The following is a 21,877-nucleotide window of genomic DNA, read 5'->3' on the forward strand; positions in this document are numbered from 1 at the left end:
TCAGTCATTGGATTAGGAAACTCCTAGCTCTTTAGCAATAAAGTCAAAGACTTCATCAGCCGAGGCCGACTCGAGTTTCTGTGCCGCGGTGTTCTCCGCCGCCGGCTCCTGGTTCCGCATCCATTTCAACAGCACCGTCCGCAGCCGGGCCGTGATGTCGGAGCGCATTTCGCTGTCCGCGGGTACTTCGGAGAGGATTGATTCCAGCTGGGTGAGCTGGGTGAGGACCGCCGGTTCCACCACCACGTCCGCAAGGATCTCCGGGCACAGGAACCGGGCAACCTCCAATGGTGTCGGCTGGTCGAAGACCAAGGTGGCGGGGAGGGTGAGGCCGGTCTCGTTCGCGAGCCGGTTGCGCAACTCCAGCCCGGTCAGGGAGTCGATGCCCATGTCCCGGAACGCCCAGTGGGGATCAATGTCCCCGGGGTGTGCGTGGCCCAGCACGACGGCGACGGAGGCCCGGACGATCTCCAGGACTTCCTGCTCACGCTCGGCAGGACTCAAGGCGGCCAACCGGGCCGCCAGGCCACCGGCAGCCACGGCAACGGCCGCGGTCGGGCGTGCGGCGAGGCCACCAGCGGTCAGACCCCGCAGCAGCGCGGGCACCGGCCTTCCGCCGCGAGAGAACGCTGCCAGGTCCAGTCGGGCCGGGACCGCCAACGGCGCACCCAGTGCGGCAGCGGCCTCGAACAGCGCCAGGCCCTGCTCGGTCGACAGCGGCTGGACGCCGCCACGGCGCAGACGGGAGAGGTCAGCGCCGGCCAACTGCCCGGTGATCTCGGAGGTCTGGGCCCACAGCCCCCACGCCAGCGACTGGCCGGCCAGGTGCCGGTCTCGACGGTAGGTGGCGAGTGCGTCCAGGAACGCGTTGGCGGCGGCGTAACTGCCTTGGCCCGGGCTGCCCATGACGGCCGCAGCCGAGGAGTAGAGGACGAAGCCCGCCAGGCCCGCGTCTTCGGTCAGCTCATGCAGGTTCCACGCCGCATCCGCCTTGGCGGCCAGCACCGGCGCCATGCGCTCGGGCGTCAGCGACTCCACGGTCGCGTCGTCGATCACACCGGCGGCATGCACCACCGCCGTCAGCGGACGCTCACCCGCGATCCTGGCCAGGACGGAGGCGAGGGCGTCGCGGTCGGCGGCATCGCCCTCCTGCACCCGCACCTCCGCACCAAGCTCAGCCAACTCGGCGACCAGGTGCGCGACTCCTGGGGCCGACGGACCGCGCCGGGACATCAGCAGCAGATGCCGCATGCCACGGACATCCACCAGGTGCCGGGCCAACTCCCCGCCCAGCGTTCCGGTACCACCCGTAACCAGCACCGTGCCCTGCGGGTCCCACTGAGCCGGGACGTTCACCACGACCTTGCCGATGTGCCGGGCGGCCTGGAGATGGCGCAGCGCCGCCACCGCCTGCGACAGCTCGAAGCACGTCACCGGCGGCGGAACCACCGTGCCCGCGTCGAACATGACACCGAGCTCGGACAGCATCTCCGCGACCCGCGGCTCGCCCGCATCCATCAGGTCGAACGCCTGGTAGACGACCCCGGGGTGGGACTCGGCGATTTGCTCGGGGTTGCGGATGTCGGTCTTGCCCATCTCCACGAACCGGCCGCCGCGCGGCAGCAGCCGCAGGGAGGCGTCCGTGAACTCCCCGGCGAGGGCGTTGAGGACCACGTCCATGCCCTCGCCACCCGTGACGGCCAGGAACCGCTCGCAGAAGGCCAGCTCGCGGGTGGAGGCGATGTGGCTCTCCTCCACGCCCATGGCTCGCAGCGCGTGCTGCTTGGCCGGGCTCGCGGTCGCGAAGACCTCCAAACCCCACGCCTTGGCCAACTGCACCGCGGCCGTACCCACACCACCCGTACCGGCGTGAATCAGAACCCGCTGACCGGGCTGGGCCTGGGCCAGGTCCCGCAACGCGTAGAACGCGGTGAGGTACCCGACCGGGGCTGCCGCGGCCTGCTGGAACGACCAACCCCGCGGAATCGGGGCAAGCAGCCGACTGTCCACGATCCCGACCGGGCCCCAACCGGGCACCAGACCCATCACCGACTGGCCGACGGTCAGACCGTCCACTCCGGGGCCGGTCTCCAGGACGATCCCGGCCCCTTCCCCGCCAAGGACCCGGCCGTCGGAGACCATCCCCAGACCGGTCACCACGTCGCGGAAGTTCACGCCCACCGCGCGCAGGCCCACCCGCACCTGACCCGCCGACAACGCCATGCCCGCGTCGGGGGCGTCGACGACAGCGGCGCTGCCCAGGTCACCAGGCTGGCCGACCTCGACCCGCCAACCCGAACCACGGGGGAGCTCCAGTTCCCCGGCCGCACCGGCCCGGACCAGCCGTCGACCGAACGCCGCGATCCCCCCGGCCTCGGGGCGGATCCGGACCTCGAACTCGTCGGCGTCCAGTGCCATGGCCAGGACAGCGTCCACATCGGCGTCGCGACCGGGGTCCAAGTCGGCTGACGGTTCGACGTCGACCAGCAGCAGCCGGCCCGGGTGCTCGGACTGTGCAGAACGAACCAGGCCCATCACCGCAGCGCCGGCCAGATCCTGTCCGGCGGCCGCACCCTGGATCCAGATCACCAACCGCGAATCGTCGGTCTCGGGATCGGCCAGCCACTGCTGCACCCAACCCAACACCCTCGCGGCAGCCAGCTGAGCCGCCCGCGGCGCCGACACCCCGGGCTCGGCAGCCGGAACCACCGCCACCACCACCGGCGCCACCTCGGACCCGCCGTGCCGCACCCACCGCACTTCGGCGTCAACGGCCTCAGGCGCCGGCAGCGGAACCCAGTCGACGGTAAACAGCGACTGCCGAACTTGCCGGTCCGAGCCGCTGAGCTGACCGGCCGAGGCATCCCTCAGCGCCAACGACCGAGCCCGCAAAACCGGTTCACCAACACCGTCGAACGCCGTCACCGAGACGCCGCCCGACTCACGGGCCAGGACCACGCGCAGGTGTCGGGCACCGTCGGCCAGCAGCCGCACTCCCGACCAGGCGAACGGCAACCCCGTCCCACCGCTGCCATCACTCACGGCCAGCAGACCGTGCAGGGCGGCGTCGAGCAGAGCCGGATGCAGGCCAAACCCGGCAGCATCGGCTTCGACAACCTCGGGCAGCTCGACCTCGGCGTAGACGGTGTCCCCGGCCAGCCAGACCTGACGCAGACCCTGGAACGCCGGACCATACCCATAGCCCCGCTGGGCGAACCTCTCATAGGCGCCGTCCGTCTGAACAGGCTCCGCACCCGTCGGCGGCCAAACATCCAGCGGAGTGGGGGCCGTCTCACCACCGACTGCACCCAGCACGCCGACCGCGTTCCGAACCCACTCGCCCTCGCCCTCACGGGAGGAGACGGTGAGCGTTCGCCGGCCACTGTCGCCATCGCTGTCGCCGACGTGGACCTGGAGCTGGACGCCACCGGAGGCAGGGAGGACCAGCGGCTCCTGGAGTGTCAACTCCTCCAACGTGCCGCACCCGGCCAGGTCCCCGGCGTGGATCGCCAGGTCCACGAACGCCGTGCCGGGCAGCAGCACCGTGCCGTGGACCGCGTGGTCGCCGAGCCACGGCATCGCGGCCAGTGACAGACGGCCCGTCAGCACCAGCCCGTCGCCCTCGGCCAGCCACACCGCAGCCGCCAACAACGGATGCCCGCTCTGCTGCTGCCCAGCCGACGAAACATCTCCCCGACCAGCCATCGTCTTGGGCCAGTAGTGCTGGTGCTGGAACGGATACGTCGGCAGCGCGACCTTGCTGGCGCCAGCAGCCGTTACTGCGGCCCAGTCGACCTCGACACCAGCCGCATACAGACCGGCGAGCGCGCGTAGCGCGGTCTCGGGTTCGTCCTGGCCCTCGCGCAGCGCCGGGACCCATATCGCGGTGCCCTCGTCGTCCATCGCCGACAATGAGCCGTCCGGGCCCAGTTCGGCGAAGACCTCAACACCCTGAGCCCGTATCGCCTGCACCACATCGTAGTGACGGACCGTCTCCCGCACCTGCGACACCCAATACGCCCGATCCCTCACATCCGCACCCGGCGTCCCCAACACCATCGCGATCCGCGGCTCACGACAGACCACCCCATCCAAAACCGCCCCGAACTCCTCCAACATCGGATCCATCAACGGCGAATGAAACGCATGACTCACCCGCAGCCGACGCGCCCTCCCACCACCCTCACGCCATACTCCAGCCAACTCGTCCACCACAGACTCAACACCCGAAATCACCGTCTGACGCGCACCGTTGACCGCCGCAACCACCACACCCGACCGCCCGGCAACCAACCCATCCGCCTGCGCCGACGACGCATCCAACACCACCATCGCCCCACCCGCCGGCAACGCCTGCATCAGACGACCCCGCGCCGCCACCACCGCACACGCATCCGCCAGATCCCACACCCCCGCCACATACGCAGCCGTCACCTCACCGATCGAATGACCCGCCACACACTGCGGCACCACACCCCACGACGACCACAACCGGAACAACCCCACCTGCACCGCAAACAACCCCGCCTGCGCAAACACCGTCCGATCCAACCCCGCACCACCCGCCGCAATCACCTCACGCAAAGACCCCGGCAACAACCCCTCAAACCGCCCACACACCTCATCAAACGCCTCAGCAAACACCGGAAACGCCTCACACAACCCAAGACCCATCCCCACACGCTGCGAACCCTGACCCGAAAACACCACCGCAACCCCACCACCACCAGCAACACCGGACACCACACCCGGCACCACCCCACCCACACCAGCAGCAACCGCACCCAAACCCTCCAGCAACCGCTCACGACCCCCACCCACCACCACCAAGCGATGCGCAAACCCCGTCGTCCGCGTCGCGGCCAACGAGAACGCCACATCCCGAACCGAAACCTCCGGACGAGCCCCAACGAACTCCGCCAACCGACCCGCCTGCCCAGCCAACGCCACAGCCGACCGCGCCGACAACACCCACGCCACCGAACCCGCAGACACCAACCCATCCGCGACAACGGCATCCGGAACCGAGGCGTCCAGGGAGTGTCCGCCATCGTCAGACCTGTCCAGCGCAGGGACGTTCAGGTTGGGCTCTTCAAGGATCAGGTGCACGTTGGTGCCGCTGATCCCGAAGGCCGACACACCAGCCCGCCGCGGACCGGAACCCGCTGGCCACTCACGCGCCGTGCTGAGCAGTTCCACCGCCCCGGTCGACCAGTCCACATGCGACGACGGAGCATCCACGTGCAGGGTCTGCGGCAGCATCCCGTGCCGCATGGCCTGCACCATCTTGATCACACCCGCGACACCCGCCGCCGCCTGCGTGTGACCGATGTTCGACTTCACCGAACCCAACAGCAACGGTCGACCCTCCGGCCGGTCCTGCCCGTAGGTCGCCAGCAGCGCCTGCGCCTCGATCGGATCACCCAGTGCGGTGCCGGTACCGTGCGCCTCCACCACATCGACATCGCCCGGCTGCAACCCCGCACTCGCCAACGCCGCCCGAATCACCCGCTGCTGCGACGGACCATTCGGCGCCGACAAACCGTTACTCGCACCGTCCTGGTTGATCGCACTACCCGCAACCACCGCCAACACCCGGTGCCCACGAGCACGCGCCTCCGACAACCGCTCCAGGACCACCATCCCGACGCCTTCACCCCACCCGGTACCGTCGGCGGCCTCAGCGAACGGCTTGCACCGCCCATCGGCAGCGAGTCCTCGCTGCCGCGCAAACTCCCTGTATGTCCCTGGGGTGGCCATCACGGTGACACCGCCGGCGAGCGCGATCCCGCACTCACCGGACCGCAGCGCCTGCGCCGCCAGATGGATGGCCGTCAAAGACGACGAGCAAGCTGTGTCGATCGAGACGGCCGGACCCTGCAACCCCAGCGAGTACGCCACCCGGCCCGACGCCACACTCGCCGTCGTCCCGGTCATCCCGAAGCCGCCGGCGCCGTCCTGCTCACTGATCCGGTACCCCGAGGCGACGATCCCGGCGTAGACACCCGTGTCAGTACCCTTCAGCGAACCCGGAGTGATGCCCGCGTCTTCCAGCGCCTCCCAACACGTCTCCAGCAACAACCGCTGCTGCGGATCCATCCCCAACGCCTCACGCGGACTGATCCCGAAGAACTCCGCATCGAAATCACCAGCGCCATAGAGGAATCCACCCACCGGGGCGAAGGCGGTACCTTCATCGCCGGACTCGGCCAGGTCGGGCGTCTCCCAACCGCGGTTCACCGGGAAGCCCGACATCGCGTCGGTCCCCGTAGCCACCAGCTGCCAGAAACCCTCCGGGTCCTCCACCCCGCCCGGGAACCGGCACCCCATACCGACGATCGCCACCGGCTCATCCGTGCCAACACGGACCACCGGCACGGCGCTCTCGCCGACAGGCTCCTCCGGCCCGCAGGCCTCGGCCACCAGGAACCGGGCAACCTCCAACGGTGTCGGCTGGTCGAAGACCAAGGTGGCGGGGAGGCTCAGGCCCGTCTCGCTCGCCAGCCGGTTGCGCAGCTCCAGCCCGGTCAGCGAGTCGATGCCCATGTCACGGAACGCCCGCTGAGGATCGACGTCCCCAGGGCGACTGTGACCCAGAACAACCGCCGCAGCGGCCCGAACGACCTCCACGACGTCATGCTCACGCTCAGCGGGACTGAACGCGGCCAACCGGGCCGTCAGACCACCGGCAGCCACGGCAACGGCCGCAGTCGGGCGTGCGGAGACCTCACCAGCGGTCAGACCCCGCAGCAGCGCAGGCACCGGGTGCCCGCTGCGGGACAGCCCGCTCAGGTCCAGTCGGACCGGGATCGCCAACGACGCACCCAGGGCGGCGGCGGCCTCGAACAGCGCCAAGCCCTGCTCCGTCGACAGCGGCTGAACGCCACCGCGACGCAGGCGCGACAGACCCGCACCCTCCAGGTGGCCGGTCATCTCCGAGGTCTGGGCCCACAACCCCCACGCCAGCGACTGACCGGCCAACTGCCGATCGCGACGATAGGCTGCCAGCGCGTCCAGGAACGCGTTGGCAGCTGCGTAACTTCCCTGCCCCGCACTACCCATGACCGCCGCAGCCGAGGAGTACAGCACGAAGCCAGCAAGGCCCGCGCCCTCGGTCAACTCGTGCAGGTTCCACGCCGCATCGGCCTTCGCCGACAGCACCGGCACCATCCGCTCAGGCGTCAACGACTCCACCGTCGCGTCGTCGATCACCCCAGCCGCATGAACCACGGCGGTCAACGGCCGCTCAACCTGAATCCGCGCCAACACTGACGCCAGGGCGTCCCGGTCGGCGGCGTCGCCGGCCTGCACCCGAACCTCCGCACCAAGCTCAGCCAACTCGGCTGCCAGGTGCGCGACTCCCGGCGCCGCCGGACCCCGCCGGGACATCAGGAGCAGGTGTCGCATGCCACGGACGTCCACCAGGTGCCGGGCCAGTTCCCCACCCAACGTTCCGGTGCCACCCGTGACCAGGACGGTGCCCTGCGGGTCCCACTCAGCGGGGACGTTCAGCACGACCTTGCCAATGTGGCGGGCGGCCTGGAGGTGGCGCAGCGCCGCCACCGCCTGCGACAACTCGAAACACGTCACAGGCGGCGGAGTCAGCGTCCCCGCGTCGAACATGCCACCGAGCTCGGCCAGCATCTCCGCGACCCGCGGCTCGCCCGCATCCATCAGGTCGAACGCCTGATACACCACACCGGGGCAGGTCTGGGCCACCTGCTCGGGGTTGCGGATGTCAGTCTTGCCCATCTCCACGAACCGGCCACCGCGCGGCAGCAGCCGCAGGGAGGCGTCCGTGAACTCCCCGGCCAGGGCGTTGACCACCACATCCATGCCCTCGCCACCGGTCACGGCCAGGAACCGGTCGCAGAAGACCAGATCACGAGTGGAGGCGATGTGAGTGTCCGCCACGCCCATGGCCCGCAGCGCGGGCTGCTTGGCCGGACTCGCGGTCGCGAAAACCTCAAGCCCCCATTCCTTGGCCAGCTGCACCGCGGCCGTGCCCACGCCACCGGTCCCGGCATGGATGAGCACACGCTGACCGGGCTGGGCCTGGGCCAGATCCCGCAATGCGTAGAACGCCGTCAGGAACCCTGCCGACACCGATGCGGCCTGCTGGAACGACCAACCCTGCGGGATCGGGGCAAGCAGCCGACTGTCGACAACCCCGACCGGACCCCAACCCGACACCAGACCCATCACCGACTGGCCGACGGTCAGACCGTCCACCCCCGGACCGATCTCCAGGACAACCCCGGCACCCTCCATGCCCAGGACCCGGCCATCCACGACCATCCCCAGCCCGCCGACGACGTCATGGAAATTCACGCCCACCGCACGCAGACCCACCCGCACCTGACCCGCCGACAACGCCACACCCGCCTCGGGAGCATCGATCACAGCGACACTGCCCAGGTCACCAGGCTGGGTGACCTCGACTCGCCAGCCCGAACCACGGGGGAGCTCCAGTTCCCCGGCCGCACCGGCCCGGACCAGCCGTCGACCGAACGCCGCGATCCCCCCGGCCTCGGGTCGGATGCGGACCTCGGGCTCGTCGGCGTCCAGTGCCATGGCCAGGACGGTGTCCACATCAGCGTCGCGACCGGGGTCCAAGTCGGCTGACGGGTCGACGTCAACCAGCAGCAGCCGACCCGGGTGCTCGGACTGCGCCGAACGAACCAGACCCGCCACCGCAGCGCCCGCCAGGTCCTGGCCGGCGGCCGCACCCTGGGTCCAGACCACCAACCGCGAATCGTCCGTCTCAGGATCGGCCAGCCACTCCTGCACCCAACCCAACACCGTCGCGGCAGCCAGCTGAGCCGCCCGCGGCGCCGAGACTGCGGGCTCGGCAGCCGGAACCACCGCCACCACCACCGGCGCCACCACGGACCCGACCGACTCGCCGTGCCGCACCCACTGCACCGGGGCGGCCGGGACCTGCGGAAGCGGGACCCAGTCGACGGTGAACAGCAACTGCCGCGCCTGCCGACCGGAGCTGGTGAGCTGACCAGCCGGAATCTCACGCAGCGCCAACGACCGTGCCTGCAACACCGGTTCACCAACACCGTCGAACGCGGTGACCGAGACACCACCCTGTACGGGGGCCAGAACCACGCGCAGGTGGCGGGCACCGCCCGCCAGCAGCCGCACCCCCGACCACGCGAACGGCAACCCCGTCCCACCGCTGCCATCGCTTGCGGCCAGCAGACCGTGCAGCGCGGCATCAAGGAGTGCGGGATGCAAGCCGAACCCGGCCGCATCAGCTTCCGCGGCCTGGGGCAGCTCCACCTCGGCGTAGACGGTGTCCCCGGCGCGCCAGACCTGACGCAGCCCCTGGAACGCCGGCCCGTAGCCGTAGCCACGTTGGGCGAACCTCTCGTAGGCGCCGTCCGCCTGAACCGGCTCCGCACCGGCGGGCGGCCAAACATCCAGCGGCGCCGGAACGGGCTCACCATCGGCCGCGGCCAGCACGCCGACCGCGTGTCGCACCCATTCGCCCTCGCCCTCGCCCTCGCGGGAGGAGACGGTGACGGTTCGGCGACCACTGTCGCTGTCGCCGACGTGGACTTGGAGCTGAACGCCGCCCTGGCCGGAGAGGATCAGCGGTTCCTGTAGCGTCAACTCCTCCAACATTCCGCAACCGACCAGGTCTCCGGCGTGGACCGCCAGGTCCACGAACGCCGTACCGGGCAGCAACACCGTGCCGTGGACGGCGTGGTCGGCCAGCCACGGCATCGCGGCCAGCGACAGACGCCCCGTCAACACCAGCCCGTCGCCCTCGGCCAGCCACACCGCAGCACCCAGCAACGGGTAACCCGAGCGCTGCAATCCGATCGACGAGGCGTCCCCGCGAGTGGTGACGGCCTTGGGCCAGTAACGCTCCCGCTGGAACGGATACATCGGCAGAGCAACCGTCTGCGCGCCCTCGCCGGCCACCGCGGCCCAGTCCACCTCGGCACCGGCGGCGTAGGCACCGGCCAGGGCGGTCAGCCAGCGGCTCCGGCCGCCATCGCCGCGCTGCAACGTGCCCGCCACGACCAGGTCCTCACCCGCCTGCGCAATCGCCAAACCCAACACAGGATGCGGGCTCACCTCCACAAACACCCGGTGACCCTCCGCCGCCATCCCGGCGACGACCTCACCGAACCGCACCGGCTCACGCAGATTGCGGAACCAGTACCCGCCGTCCAACTCGGCGGTGTCCAGCACACGCGCCTCAAGCGTGGAATGGAACGGCACCGCACCAGAAACCGGAGACACCCCCGCCAGATCCTCGGCCAAACGGTCCTGGACGGCCTCGACGTGCGCGGTGTGCGAGGCGTAGTCCACAGCGATCCGCCGCGCCCCCCGATCCGCGTAGGCCTCGGCGAACTCAACGCAGGCCTGCGCGGCGCCGGCCACCACCACCTGGCGGGGACCGTTGACGGCCGCAACCGACAGGTCCTCACCCCAGCGGGAGATCCACTCCCCCACCTCATCCAGACCAGCGGGCACCGACACCATCCCGCCCGTACCCGCAAGCCCCGCCAACGCCCGGCTGCGCAACGCCACAACCCGCGCGCCATCCTCCAAAGACAACCCGCCGACGACACACGCCGCCGCGATCTCACCCTGACTGTGACCCGCCACCGCCGCAGGCTCCACACCATACGCCCGCCAGAGCTCAGCCAAGCTGACCGCTACCGCCCACGACGCCGGCTGAACCACATCCACCCGCGCCAACAATCCCGCATCCGCAAGCACATCACGCAACTGCCAGTCCACAAACGGCTCCAAGGCCGCCGCGCACCGCTCCATCACCGCCGCGAACACCGGCTCCTCATCCCACAGTCGCAGACCCATCCCGACCCACTGCGCACCCTGCCCCGCAAACACAAACACCGGCCGCAACACCGAACCAGCAACCCCGGTCACCACACCCGGAGCCTCCTGCCCCGTTGCAACGGCAGCCAGACCCGCCAGCAACTGGTCACGGTCATCGCCGATCACCGCCAAGCGGTGCGAGAAGCCCGTCGTCCGGGTTGCGGCCAACGAGAACGCCACATCCTTGGCCGCTACCTCCGGACGAGGCGCCACGAACTCCGCCAACCGACCCGCCTGCCCCGCCAACGCCGCACCCGACCGCGCCGACACCACCCACGCCACCGAACCCGCAGACTCCAGCCCCGACTCCGAGGCCGGCTCCACCCCATCCAGGACAGGGACATCCAATACAGGGGCGTCCTGGGCAGGCTGCTCAAGAATGACGTGGACGTTGGTGCCGCTGATCCCGAAGGCCGACACACCAGCCCGCCGCGGACCGGAACCAGTCGGCCACTCACGCGCCGTGCTGAGCAGCTCCACCGCCCCGGCCGACCAATCCACATGCGACGACGGAGCATCCACATGCAACGTCTGCGGCAGCACCCCATGCCGCATCGCCTGCACCATCTTGATCACACCCGCCACACCCGCAGCCGCCTGGGCGTGGCCGATGTTCGACTTCACCGAACCCAGCAACAGCGGTCGACCCTCCGGCCGGCCCTGACCGTACGTTGCCAGCAGCGCCTGCGCCTCGATCGGGTCACCCAGTGCAGTACCGGTACCGTGCGCCTCCACGACATCAACGTCAGCCGGCTGCAACCCCGCACTCGCCAACGCCGCCCGAATCACACGCTGCTGCGACGGACCATTCGGCGCCGACAAACCATTACTCGCACCATCCTGATTCACCGCACTACCCGCAACCACCGCCAACACCCGGTGCCCACGCTCACGCGCCTCCGACAACCTCTCCAACACCAGGACACCGACACCCTCACCCCACCCGGTGCCATCAGCGGCCTCCGCGAACGGCTTGCACCGCCCATCGGCAGCCAACCCCCGCTGCCGCGCGAACTCCGTGTATGTCCCTGGGGTGGCCATCACGGTGACACCGCCGGCGAGCGCGATCCCGCACTCACCCGCGCGGAGCGCCTGCGCTGCAAGGTGGATGGCCGTCAACGACGACGAGCAAGCTGTGTCGATCGAGACGGCCGGACCCTGCAACCCCAGCGAGTACGCCACCCGGCCCGACGCCACACTCGCCGTCGTCCCGGTCAGGCCGAAACCGCCGGCACCGTCCTGCTCACTGATCCGGTACCCCGATGTGATGATTCCGGCGTAGACACCCGTGTCAGTACCCTTCAGCGAACCCGGAGTGATGCCCGCGTCCTCCAGCGCCTCCCAACACGTCTCCAACAGCAACCGCTGCTGGGGATCCATCCCCAACGCCTCACGCGGACTGATCCCGAAGAACTCCGCATCGAAATCGCCAGCGCCGTCAAGGAAGCCGCCCACCGGGGCGAAAGCAATACCCTCGTCACCTGACTCGGACAGGCCGTCCACGTCCCAGCCACGGTCCGCCGGGAAGCCCGACATCGCGTCGGTCCCGGCAGCGACCAACCGCCAGAAGCCCTCCGGGTCCTCGACCCCGCCGGGGTACCGGCACCCCATACCGACGATCGCCACCGGCTCATCCGTACCGACACGGACCACCGGCACAACCGCCGCACCGACGGCCCGCTCAGTCCCGCACACCTCGGCCACCAGGAACCGGGCAACCTCCAACGGTGTCGGCTGGTCGAAGACCAAGGTGGCAGGCAAACTCAGGCCTGTCTCGTTCGCGAGCCGGTTGCGCAGCTCCAGCCCGGTCAGCGAGTCGATGCCCATCTCACGGAACGCCCGTTGAGGATCGATGTCCCCAGGGCGACTGTGCCCCAGAACCACGGCAGCAGCGGCCCGGACGACCTCCAGAACCTCCTGCTCACGATCGGTAGGACCGAGCGCGACCAGACGCGCCGCCAGGCCACCCGCATGCGCAACCGTTGCCATGGCCGCGGTCGGGCGTGTGGGGACATCACCAGCGGTCAGCCCCCGCAGCAGCGCGGGCACCGTCCTTCCGCCACGGGACAGCCCCGTCACTTCCAGCCGGGCCGGGACCGCCAACGACGCACCCAGCGCGGTAGCGGCCTCGAACAGCGCCAAGCCCTGCTCCGTCGACAGCGGCTGAACGCCGCCACGGCGCAGGCGCGACAGACCAGCGCCCTCCAGGTGGCCGGTCATCTCCGAGGTCTGGGCCCACAACCCCCACGCCAGCGACTGACCGGCCAACTGCCGATCGCGACGATAGGCTGCCAGCGCGTCCAGGAACGCGTTCGCGGCGGCATAACTCCCCTGCCCCGCATTACCCATGACCGCCGCAGCCGAGGAGTACAGCACGAAGCCAGCAAGGCCCGCGCCCTCGGTCAACTCGTGCAGGTTCCACGCCGCATCGGCCTTCGCCGACAGCACCGGCACCATCCGCTCGGGCGTCAACGACTCCACCGTCGCGTCGTCGATCACCCCAGCCGCATGAACCACGGCGGTCAACGGCCGCTCAACCTGAATCCGCGCCAACACAGACGCCAGGGCGTCCCGGTCGGCGGCATCGCCGGCCTGCACCCGCACACTCGCCCCCGACTGCGCCAGCTCCGCCACCTGACGAGCCACTCCCGACGCCGCCGGACCGCGCCGTGACATCAGCAGCAGATGCCGCATGCCTCGGACGTCGACCAGGTGCCGGGCCAGTTCCCCACCCAGCGTCCCGGTACCGCCCGTGACAAGCACCGTGCCCTGCGGGTCCCACTCAGCGGGGACGTTCAGCACGACCTTGCCAATGTGGCGGGCGGCCTGGAGGTGGCGCAGCGCCGCCACCGCCTGGGACAGCTCGAAGCACGTCACCCGCGGCGGGACCAGGGTGCCCGCGTCGAACATGCCACCGAGCTCGGACAGCATCTCCGCAACCCGCGGTACACCGGCGTCCATCAGGTCGAACGCCTGATACACCACACCGGGGTGGGACTCGGCAACCTGCGCCGCATCGCGGATATCGGTCTTACCCATCTCGACGAACTGACCACCGCGTGGCAACAGCCGCAACGAGGCGTCCGTGAACTCCCCGGCCAGCGCGTTGACCACCACATCCATGCCCTCGCCACCGGTCACGGCCAGGAACCGGTCGCAGAAGGTGAGATCACGGGTGGAGGCGATGTGGCTCTCCTCCACACCCATGGCTCGCAGCGCGTGCTGCTTGGCCGGACTCGCGGTCGCGAAAACCTCAAGCCCCCATTCCTTTGCCAACTGCACCGCGGCCGTACCGACCCCACCGGTCCCTGCGTGGATGAGCACCCGCTGGCCCGGGCGGACCCGGGCCAGATCCCGCAACCCGTAGAACGCCGTCAGGAACCCTGCCGACACCGCCGCGGCCTGCTGGAACGACCAACTCTGCGGGATCGGGGCAAGCAGCCGACTGTCGACAACCCCGACCGGACCCCAACCCGACACCAGACCCATCACCGACTGGCCGACGGTCAGACCGTCCACCCCCGGACCGATCTCCAGGACAACCCCGGCACCCTCCATGCCCAGGACCCGGCCATCCACGACCATCCCCAGCCCGCCGACAACGTCATGGAAATTCACGCCCACCGCACGCAGACCCACCCGCACCTGACCCGCCGACAACGCCACACCCGCCTCGGGAGCATCGATCACAGCGACACTGCCCAGGTCACCAGGCTGGATCACCTCCACCCGCCAACCCGAACCACCCGGCAAGGCCAACTCACCGGACGCGCCCGCCCGGACCAACCGCCGACCATTGGCCACCACAGTCCCGCCGCCAGTAGCCGGAGAGATGCGGACCTCAGGCTCGCCAGCCTCCAGTGCCACGGCCAGGACGGTGTCCACATCAGCGTCACTGTCCGGGTCCAGGCCGGTCGACGGGTCGACGTCGACCAGCAGCAGCCGACCCGGGTGCTCTGACTGCGCAGAACGAACCAGACCCGTAACCGCCGCGCCGGCCAAGTCCTGGCCGGCGGCCGCACCCTGGGTCCAGACCACCAACCGCGAACCGTCCGTCTCAGGATCGGCCAGCCACTCCTGCACCCAACCCAACACCGTCGCGGCAGCCGCCCGAGCCGCCTGCGGCGCCGACGCCCCGGACGGTGAGACCGGAACCGCAGCAACAACAACCGGCGCCACCTCGGACCCGCCGTGCCGCACCCACCGCACTTCGGCATCAACGGCCTGAGGCGGCGTCAGTGGGACCCAGTCGACGGTGAACAGCGACTGCCGAACTTGCCGGTCCGAGCCGCTGAGCTGACCGGCCGAGGCCTCCCTCAGCGCCAACGACCGCACCTGCAAAACCGGTTCACCAGCACCGTCGAACGCGGTGACCGAGACACCACCCTGTACGGGGGCCAGAACCACGCGCAGGTGGCGGGCACCGCCCGCCAGCAGCCGCACCCCCGACCACGCGAACGGCAACCCCGTCCCACCGCTGCCGTCACTCACGGCCAGCAGACCGTGCAGACCAGCATCAAGGAGAGCGGGATGCAGACCGAACCCGGGAGCATCGGACTCGATGACCTCAGGCAGCTCCACCTCGGCGTAGACGGTGTCCCCGGCGCGCCAGACCTGACGCAGACCCTGGAACGCCGGACCATACCCATAGCCTCGCTGAGCGAACTTCTCATAGGTGCCGTCCGTCTGAACGGGCTCCGCACCCGCCGGAGGCCACGCACCCAGCGGGGCCGGGACGGGCTCACTACCAGCCGGGGCGAGTACGCCCACGGCATGCCGAACCCACTCGCCCTCCCCCTCACGGGAGGAGACGGTGACCGTTCGGCGACCACTGTCGCTGTCGCCGACGTGGACCTGGAGCTGCACGCCACCGGAGCCGGGAAGGATCAGCGGTTCCTGGAGCGTCAGTTCCTCCAGCGTCCCGCAACCGGCCAGATCTCCGGCGTGGATCGCCAGGTCCACGAACGCCGTGCCGGGCAGCAGCACCGTGCCGTGGACGGTGTGGTCGCCGAGCCACGGCATCGCGGCCAGCGACAGGCGACCCGTCAGCACCAGCCCGTCGCCCTCGGCCAGCCACACCGCAGCTGCCAACAACGGATGCCCGCTCTGCTGCTGCCCAGCCGACGAAACATCCCCACGACCGGCCATCGCCTTGGGCCAGTAACGCTCCCGCTGGAACGGATACGTCGGCAGAGCAACCGTCTGCGCGCCCTCGCCGGCCACCGCGGCCCAGTCCACCTCGACACCGGCGGCGTAGGCACCGGCCAGCGCGGCCAACCAGCGGCTCCGGCCGCCATCGCCGCGCTGCAACGTGCCGGTCGCGACCAGGTCCTCACCGGCCTGCGCGATCGCCAAGCCCAGCACTGGATGTGGGCTGACCTCCACAAACACCCGGTGGCCTTCCGCCGCCAGCGCGGCGATGACCTCGCCGAACCGCACCGGCTCACGCAGGTTCCGGAACCAGTACCCGCCATCCAGCGCGGCGGTGTCCACCACCGCGGCCTCAAGCGTGGAGTAGAACGGCACCGCACTGCTGTCGGCAACCACTGCGGCCAGGTCCTCGGCAAGACGCTCCTGGACGGCCTCGACATGCGCGGTGTGCGAGGCGTAATCCACCGCGATGCGGCGCGCACCGCGATCCGTGTACGCGTCCACGAACTCCGAACACGCGTTCGCGTCACCGGCCACCACGACCTGCCGGGGACCGTTGACGGCCGCCACCGACAGGTCCTCACCCCAGCGGGAGATCCACTCCCCCACCTCGTCCAACCCGGCCGGGACCGACACCATCCCGCCCGTACCCGCTAGACCCGCCAACGCCCGGCTGCGCAAAGCGACGACCCGCGCACCGTCCTCCAGAGACAGGCCGCCGGCGACGCACGCCGCCGCGATCTCCCCCTGACTGTGACCCGCCACCGCCGCAGGCTCCACGCCATACGCCCGCCAGAGCTCAGCCAGGCTGACCGCTACCGCCCACGACGCCGGCTGAACCACATCCACCCGCGGCAACAATCCCGCATCGCCCAACACATCACGCAACTGCCAGTCCACAAACGGCTCCAAGGCCGCCGCGCAGCGCTCCATCACCGCCGCGAACACCGACTCCTCATCCCACAGTCGCAGACCCATCCCGGCCCACTGCGCACCCTGACCCGCAAACACAAACACCGGCCGCGACACCGACGCCGAACCAGCAACACCGGTCACCACCCCGGTCACAACACCGGACGCCTCCTGGCCCGCCGCGACCGCGCCCAGGCTCTCCAGCAGCTGCTCACGGTCCTGACCGATCACCGCTAGGCGGTGCGCAAACCCCGTGGTCCTCGTCACCGCCAGAGAAAACGCCACGTCCTTGGCCGAAACCTCCGGCCGATCAGCCACGAACTCCGCCAACCGACCCGCCTGCCCTGCCAATGCCGCACCCGACCGCGCCGACACCACCCACGCCACCGAACCCGCAGACTCCGGCCCATCCAGGACAGGAACCTCCACAGCAGCCGCGTCCTGCGCGGGCTGTTCGAGGATGAGGTGGACGTTGGTGCCGCTGATTCCGAACGCCGACACACCCGCACGTCGCGGACCAGTGCCCGCTGGCCACTCCCGCGACTCGGTCAGCAGCTCCACCGCTCCAGCCGACCAGTCCACATGCGACGACGGAGCATCCACATGCAACGTCTGCGGCAGCACCCCGTGCCGCATCGCCTGCACCATCTTGATCACACCCGCCACACCCGCAGCCGCCTGCGTGTGGCCGATGTTCGACTTCACCGACCCCAGCAGCAGCGGCCGATCCTCCGGCCGGCCCTGACCGTAGGTGGCCAGCAGCGCCTGCGCCTCGATCGGGTCACCCAGTGCGGTACCGGTACCGTGCGCCTCCACCACATCGACATCGCCCGGCTGCAACCCCGCACTCGCCAACGCCGCCCGAATCACACGCTGCTGCGACGGGCCATTCGGCGCCGACAAACCATTACTGGCCCCGTCCTGGTTGATCGCACTACCCGCAACCACCGCCAACACCCGGTGCCCACGCTCACGCGCGTCCGACAGCCGCTCCAGGACGACCATCCCGACGCCTTCACCCCAACCGGTGCCATCAGCGGCGTCCGAGAACGGCTTGCACCGGCCGTCGCCGGCCAGTCCTCGCTGCCGCGCGAACTCCGTGAACGCACCCGGGGTGGCCATGACCGTGACGCCGCCCGCCAGCGCGATCCCGCACTCACCGGACCGCAACACCTGCGCCGCAAGGTGAATCGCCGTCAGCGACGACGAGCAAGCTGTGTCGATCGAGACGGCCGGACCCTGCAACCCCAGCGAGTACGCCACGCGTCCTGACGCCACACTCGCCGTCGTCCCGGTTATCCCGAAGCCGCCGTCGCCGTCCTGCTCACCGAGCTGGTAACCCGACGCGATGATGCCGGCGTAAACCCCGGTATCGGAGTCCCACAGCGAAGCTGGAGTGATGCCCGCGTCCTCCAGCGCCTCCCAGCACGTCTCCAACAGCAGTCGCTGCTGCGGGTCCATCCCCAACGCCTCACGCGGACTGATCCCGAAGAACTCCGCATCGAACTCACCAGCGCCGTCCAGGAACCCACCCACCCGGGCGAAGGCCGCGCCCCCGTCATCGGAGTCCGGGTCAGGCAGGGCCACCATGTCCCAGCCGCGGTCCGTCGGGAAGCCCGACATCGCGTCGGAGCCTCCGACGACCATCTGCCAGAAGCCCTCCGGATCCTCCGCCCCGCCCGGGAACCGGCACCCCATGCCCACGATCGCCACCGGCTCGTCCATGCTGACGCAGACCACAGGGGCGGCAGCCACGCCGTCGGTCCCGCACACCTCTGCCACCAGGTGCCGGGCGAGTTCCAGCGGGACGGGGTAGTCGAAGACCAAGGTGGCGGGCAGGCTCAGGCCCGTCTCGGCCGCCAGCCGGTTGCGCAGCTCCAACCCGGTCAGCGAGTCGATACCCATCTCACGGAACGCCCGCTGAGGATCGATGTCCCCAGGGCGACTGTGCCCCAGGACAACGGCGGCAGCGGCCCGGACGATCCGCAGGACCTCCTGCTCACGATCGGCGGGCGAAAGCGCTGCCAACCGCGCCGCCAAGCCAACCGCGCCCGCAGCCACAGCCGCGGTCGGGCGCACGGGGACACCGCCGGCAGCCAGCCCCCGCAGCAGCGTGGGCACCGGCCCGCCAGCACGCGGCAGCGCGGCCAAGTCGAGTCGGGCCGGGACCGCCAGAGGCGCACCCAACGCGGTAGCGGCCTCGAACAGCGCCAGACCCTCCTCCGTCGACATCGGCTGGACGCCGCCACGGCGCAGGCGCGACAGACCGGCGCCCTCCAGGTGGCCGGTCATCTCCGAGGTCTGGGCCCACAGGCCCCACGCCAGCGACTGGCCAGCCAGCTGCCGATCCCGACGGTAGGCGGCCAGCGCATCCAGGAACGCGTTGGCGGCGGCGTAACTCCCCTGCCCTGGGCTGCCCATGACAGCCGCGGCCGAGGAGTACAGCACGAAGCCCGCCAGGCCCGCGTCTTCGGTCAGCTCGTGCAGGTTCCACGCCGCATCCGCCTTGGCGGCCAGCACCGGCGCCATGCGCTCGGGCGTCAGCGACTCCACGGTCGCGTCGTCGATCACACCGGCGGCATGCACCACCGCCGTCAGCGGACGCTCAACCTGAGTCCGCGCCAACACCGACATCAGGGCGTCACGGTCGGCAGCGTCACCAGCCAGGACGCTCACCCGCGCTCCCGAGGCCGCCAACTCGGCGACTAGGTGCGCGACTCCCGGCGCCGCCGGACCTCGCCGCGACAACAGCACCAGGTGCCGCATCCCGCGTACGTCCACCAGGTGCCGGGCCAGTTCCCCGCCCAGCGTCCCGGTACCACCCGTGACCAGCACCGTGCCCTGCGGGTCCCACTCAGCGGGGACGTTCAGCACGACCTTGCCAATGTGGCGGGCGGCCTGGAGATGGCGCAGCGCCGCCACCGCCTGCGACAGCTCGAAACACGTCACCGGCGGCGGAACCAACGTCCCAGCCTCGAACATCGCCCCCAGCTCGGACAGCATCTCCGCCACCCGCGGCTCGCCCGCATCCATCAGGTCGAACGCCTGATACACCACACCGGGGCAGGTCTGGGCCACCTGCTCGGGGTTGCGGATGTCAGTCTTGCCCATCTCCACGAACCGGCCACCGCGCGGCAGCAGCCGCAGGGAGGCGTCCGTGAACTCCCCGGCCAGGGCGTTGAGGACCACGTCCATGCCCTCGCCACCGGTCACGGCCAGGAACTGGTCGCAGAAGGCCAGGTCACGGGTGGAGGCGATGTGGCTCTCCTCCACACCCATCGCCCGCAACGCGGGCTGCTTGGCCGGGCTCGCGGTCGCGAAAACCTCCAAACCCCACGCCTTGGCCAACTGCACAGCCGCCGTACCCACACCACCGGTCCCGGCATGGATGAGAACCCGCTGACCCGTGCGGACCCGGGCCAGATCCCGCAACCCGTAGAACGCGGTGAGGAACCCGACCGGCACCGCCGCAGCCTGCTGGAACGACCAACCCCCGGGAATCGGGGCAAGCAGCCGGCTGTCCACGATCCCGACCGGGCCCCAGCCCGGCAGCAGACCCATCACCGACTGACCGACGGTCAGACCGTCCACCCCGGGACCGATCTCCAGGACAACCCCGGCCCCTTCCCCGCCGAGGCCTCGGTTGTCCGCGACCATCCCCAGACCGGCCACCACGTCGCGGAAGTTCACACCCGCCGCACGCAGACCCACCCGCACCTGACCCGCCGACAACGCCACGCCCGCGTCGGGGGCGTCGACGACAGCGGCGCTGCCCAGGTCACCAGGCTGGGCGACCTCGACCCGCCAACCCGAACCGCTGGGAAGCATCAACTCCCCAGACGTACCGGCCCTCACCAACCGCCGACCGAACGCCACCACATTCCCGTCGTCAACAGCGGGACGGATGCAGACCTCAGGCTCGCCGACCTCCAGTGCCACGGCCAGGACGGTGTCCACATCGGCGTCGCGACCGGGGTCCAAGTCGGCTGACGGGTCGACGTCAACCAGCAGCAGCCGGCCCGGGTGCTCGGACTGCGCCGAGCGGACCAGGCCCACCACCGCCGCGCCGGCCAGATCCTGTCCGGCGGCCGCGCCCTGGGTCCAAACCACCAACCGCGCGTCGTCCGTCTCGGGATCGGCCAGCCACTGCTGCACCCAACCCAACACCCTCGCGGCAGCCAGCTGAGCCGCCCGCGGCGCCGACACCCCGGGCTCGGCAGCCGGAACCACCGCCACCACCACCGGCGCCACCTCGGCCCCGCCGTGCCGCACCCACCGCACTTCGGCGTCAGCGACCTGAGGCGCCGGCAGCGGAACCCAGTCGACGGTAAACAGCGACTGCCGAACTTGCCGGTCCGAGCCGCTGAGCTGACCGGCCAAGGCCTCACGCATCGCCAGCGATTGTGCCTGCAAGACGAGCTGACCAGCACCGTCGAACGCCGTCACCGAGACGCCGCCCGCGCCGCGCGCCAGGACGACCCGCAGGTGTCGGGCACCGCCGGCCAGCAGCCGCACTCCCGACCAGGCGAACGGCAACCCCGTCCCACCGCTGCCATCACTCACGGCCAGCAGACCGTGCAGAGCAGCGTCGAGCAGAGCCGGATGCAGACCGAACCCGGCCACATCGGAGTCGATGACCTCGGGCAGCTCGACCTCGGCGTAGACGGTGTCCCCGACCTGCCAGACCTGACGCAGACCCTGGAACGCCGGACCATACCCATAGCCCCGCTGGGCGAACCTCTCATAGGCGCCGTCCGTCTGAACAGGCTCCGCACCCGTCGGCGGCCAAACATCCAGCAGCGCCGGGGCAGGCTCCCCATCGGCTGCGGCCAGCACGCCGACCGCGTTCCGAACCCACTCGCCCTCGCCCTCACGGGAGGAGACGGTGACCGTTCGCCGGCCACTGTCACTGTCGCCGACGTGGACCTGGAGCTGCACGCCGCCCTGG

General features: G+C 70.3%; 1 protein-coding gene (only partly in view). It reads right to left on the reverse strand.

Annotated features, from left to right (window positions below):
• Positions 1–12: 12 nt before the first annotated feature.
• Positions 13–21,877: the 3' portion of an SDR family NAD(P)-dependent oxidoreductase gene (locus ACJX2R_RS11440; RefSeq protein ID WP_413099998.1), read on the reverse strand. Its footprint extends 3,062 nt past the window's final position; only the last 21,865 of its 24,927 coding nucleotides appear in the window; the start codon falls outside the window, past its right edge; the stop codon is at positions 13–15.

Origin of the sequence: Streptomyces sp. Inha503 (assembly GCF_047215865.1) — a bacterium.
Classification (GTDB): domain Bacteria; phylum Actinomycetota; class Actinomycetes; order Streptomycetales; family Streptomycetaceae; genus Streptomyces; species Streptomyces lycopersici.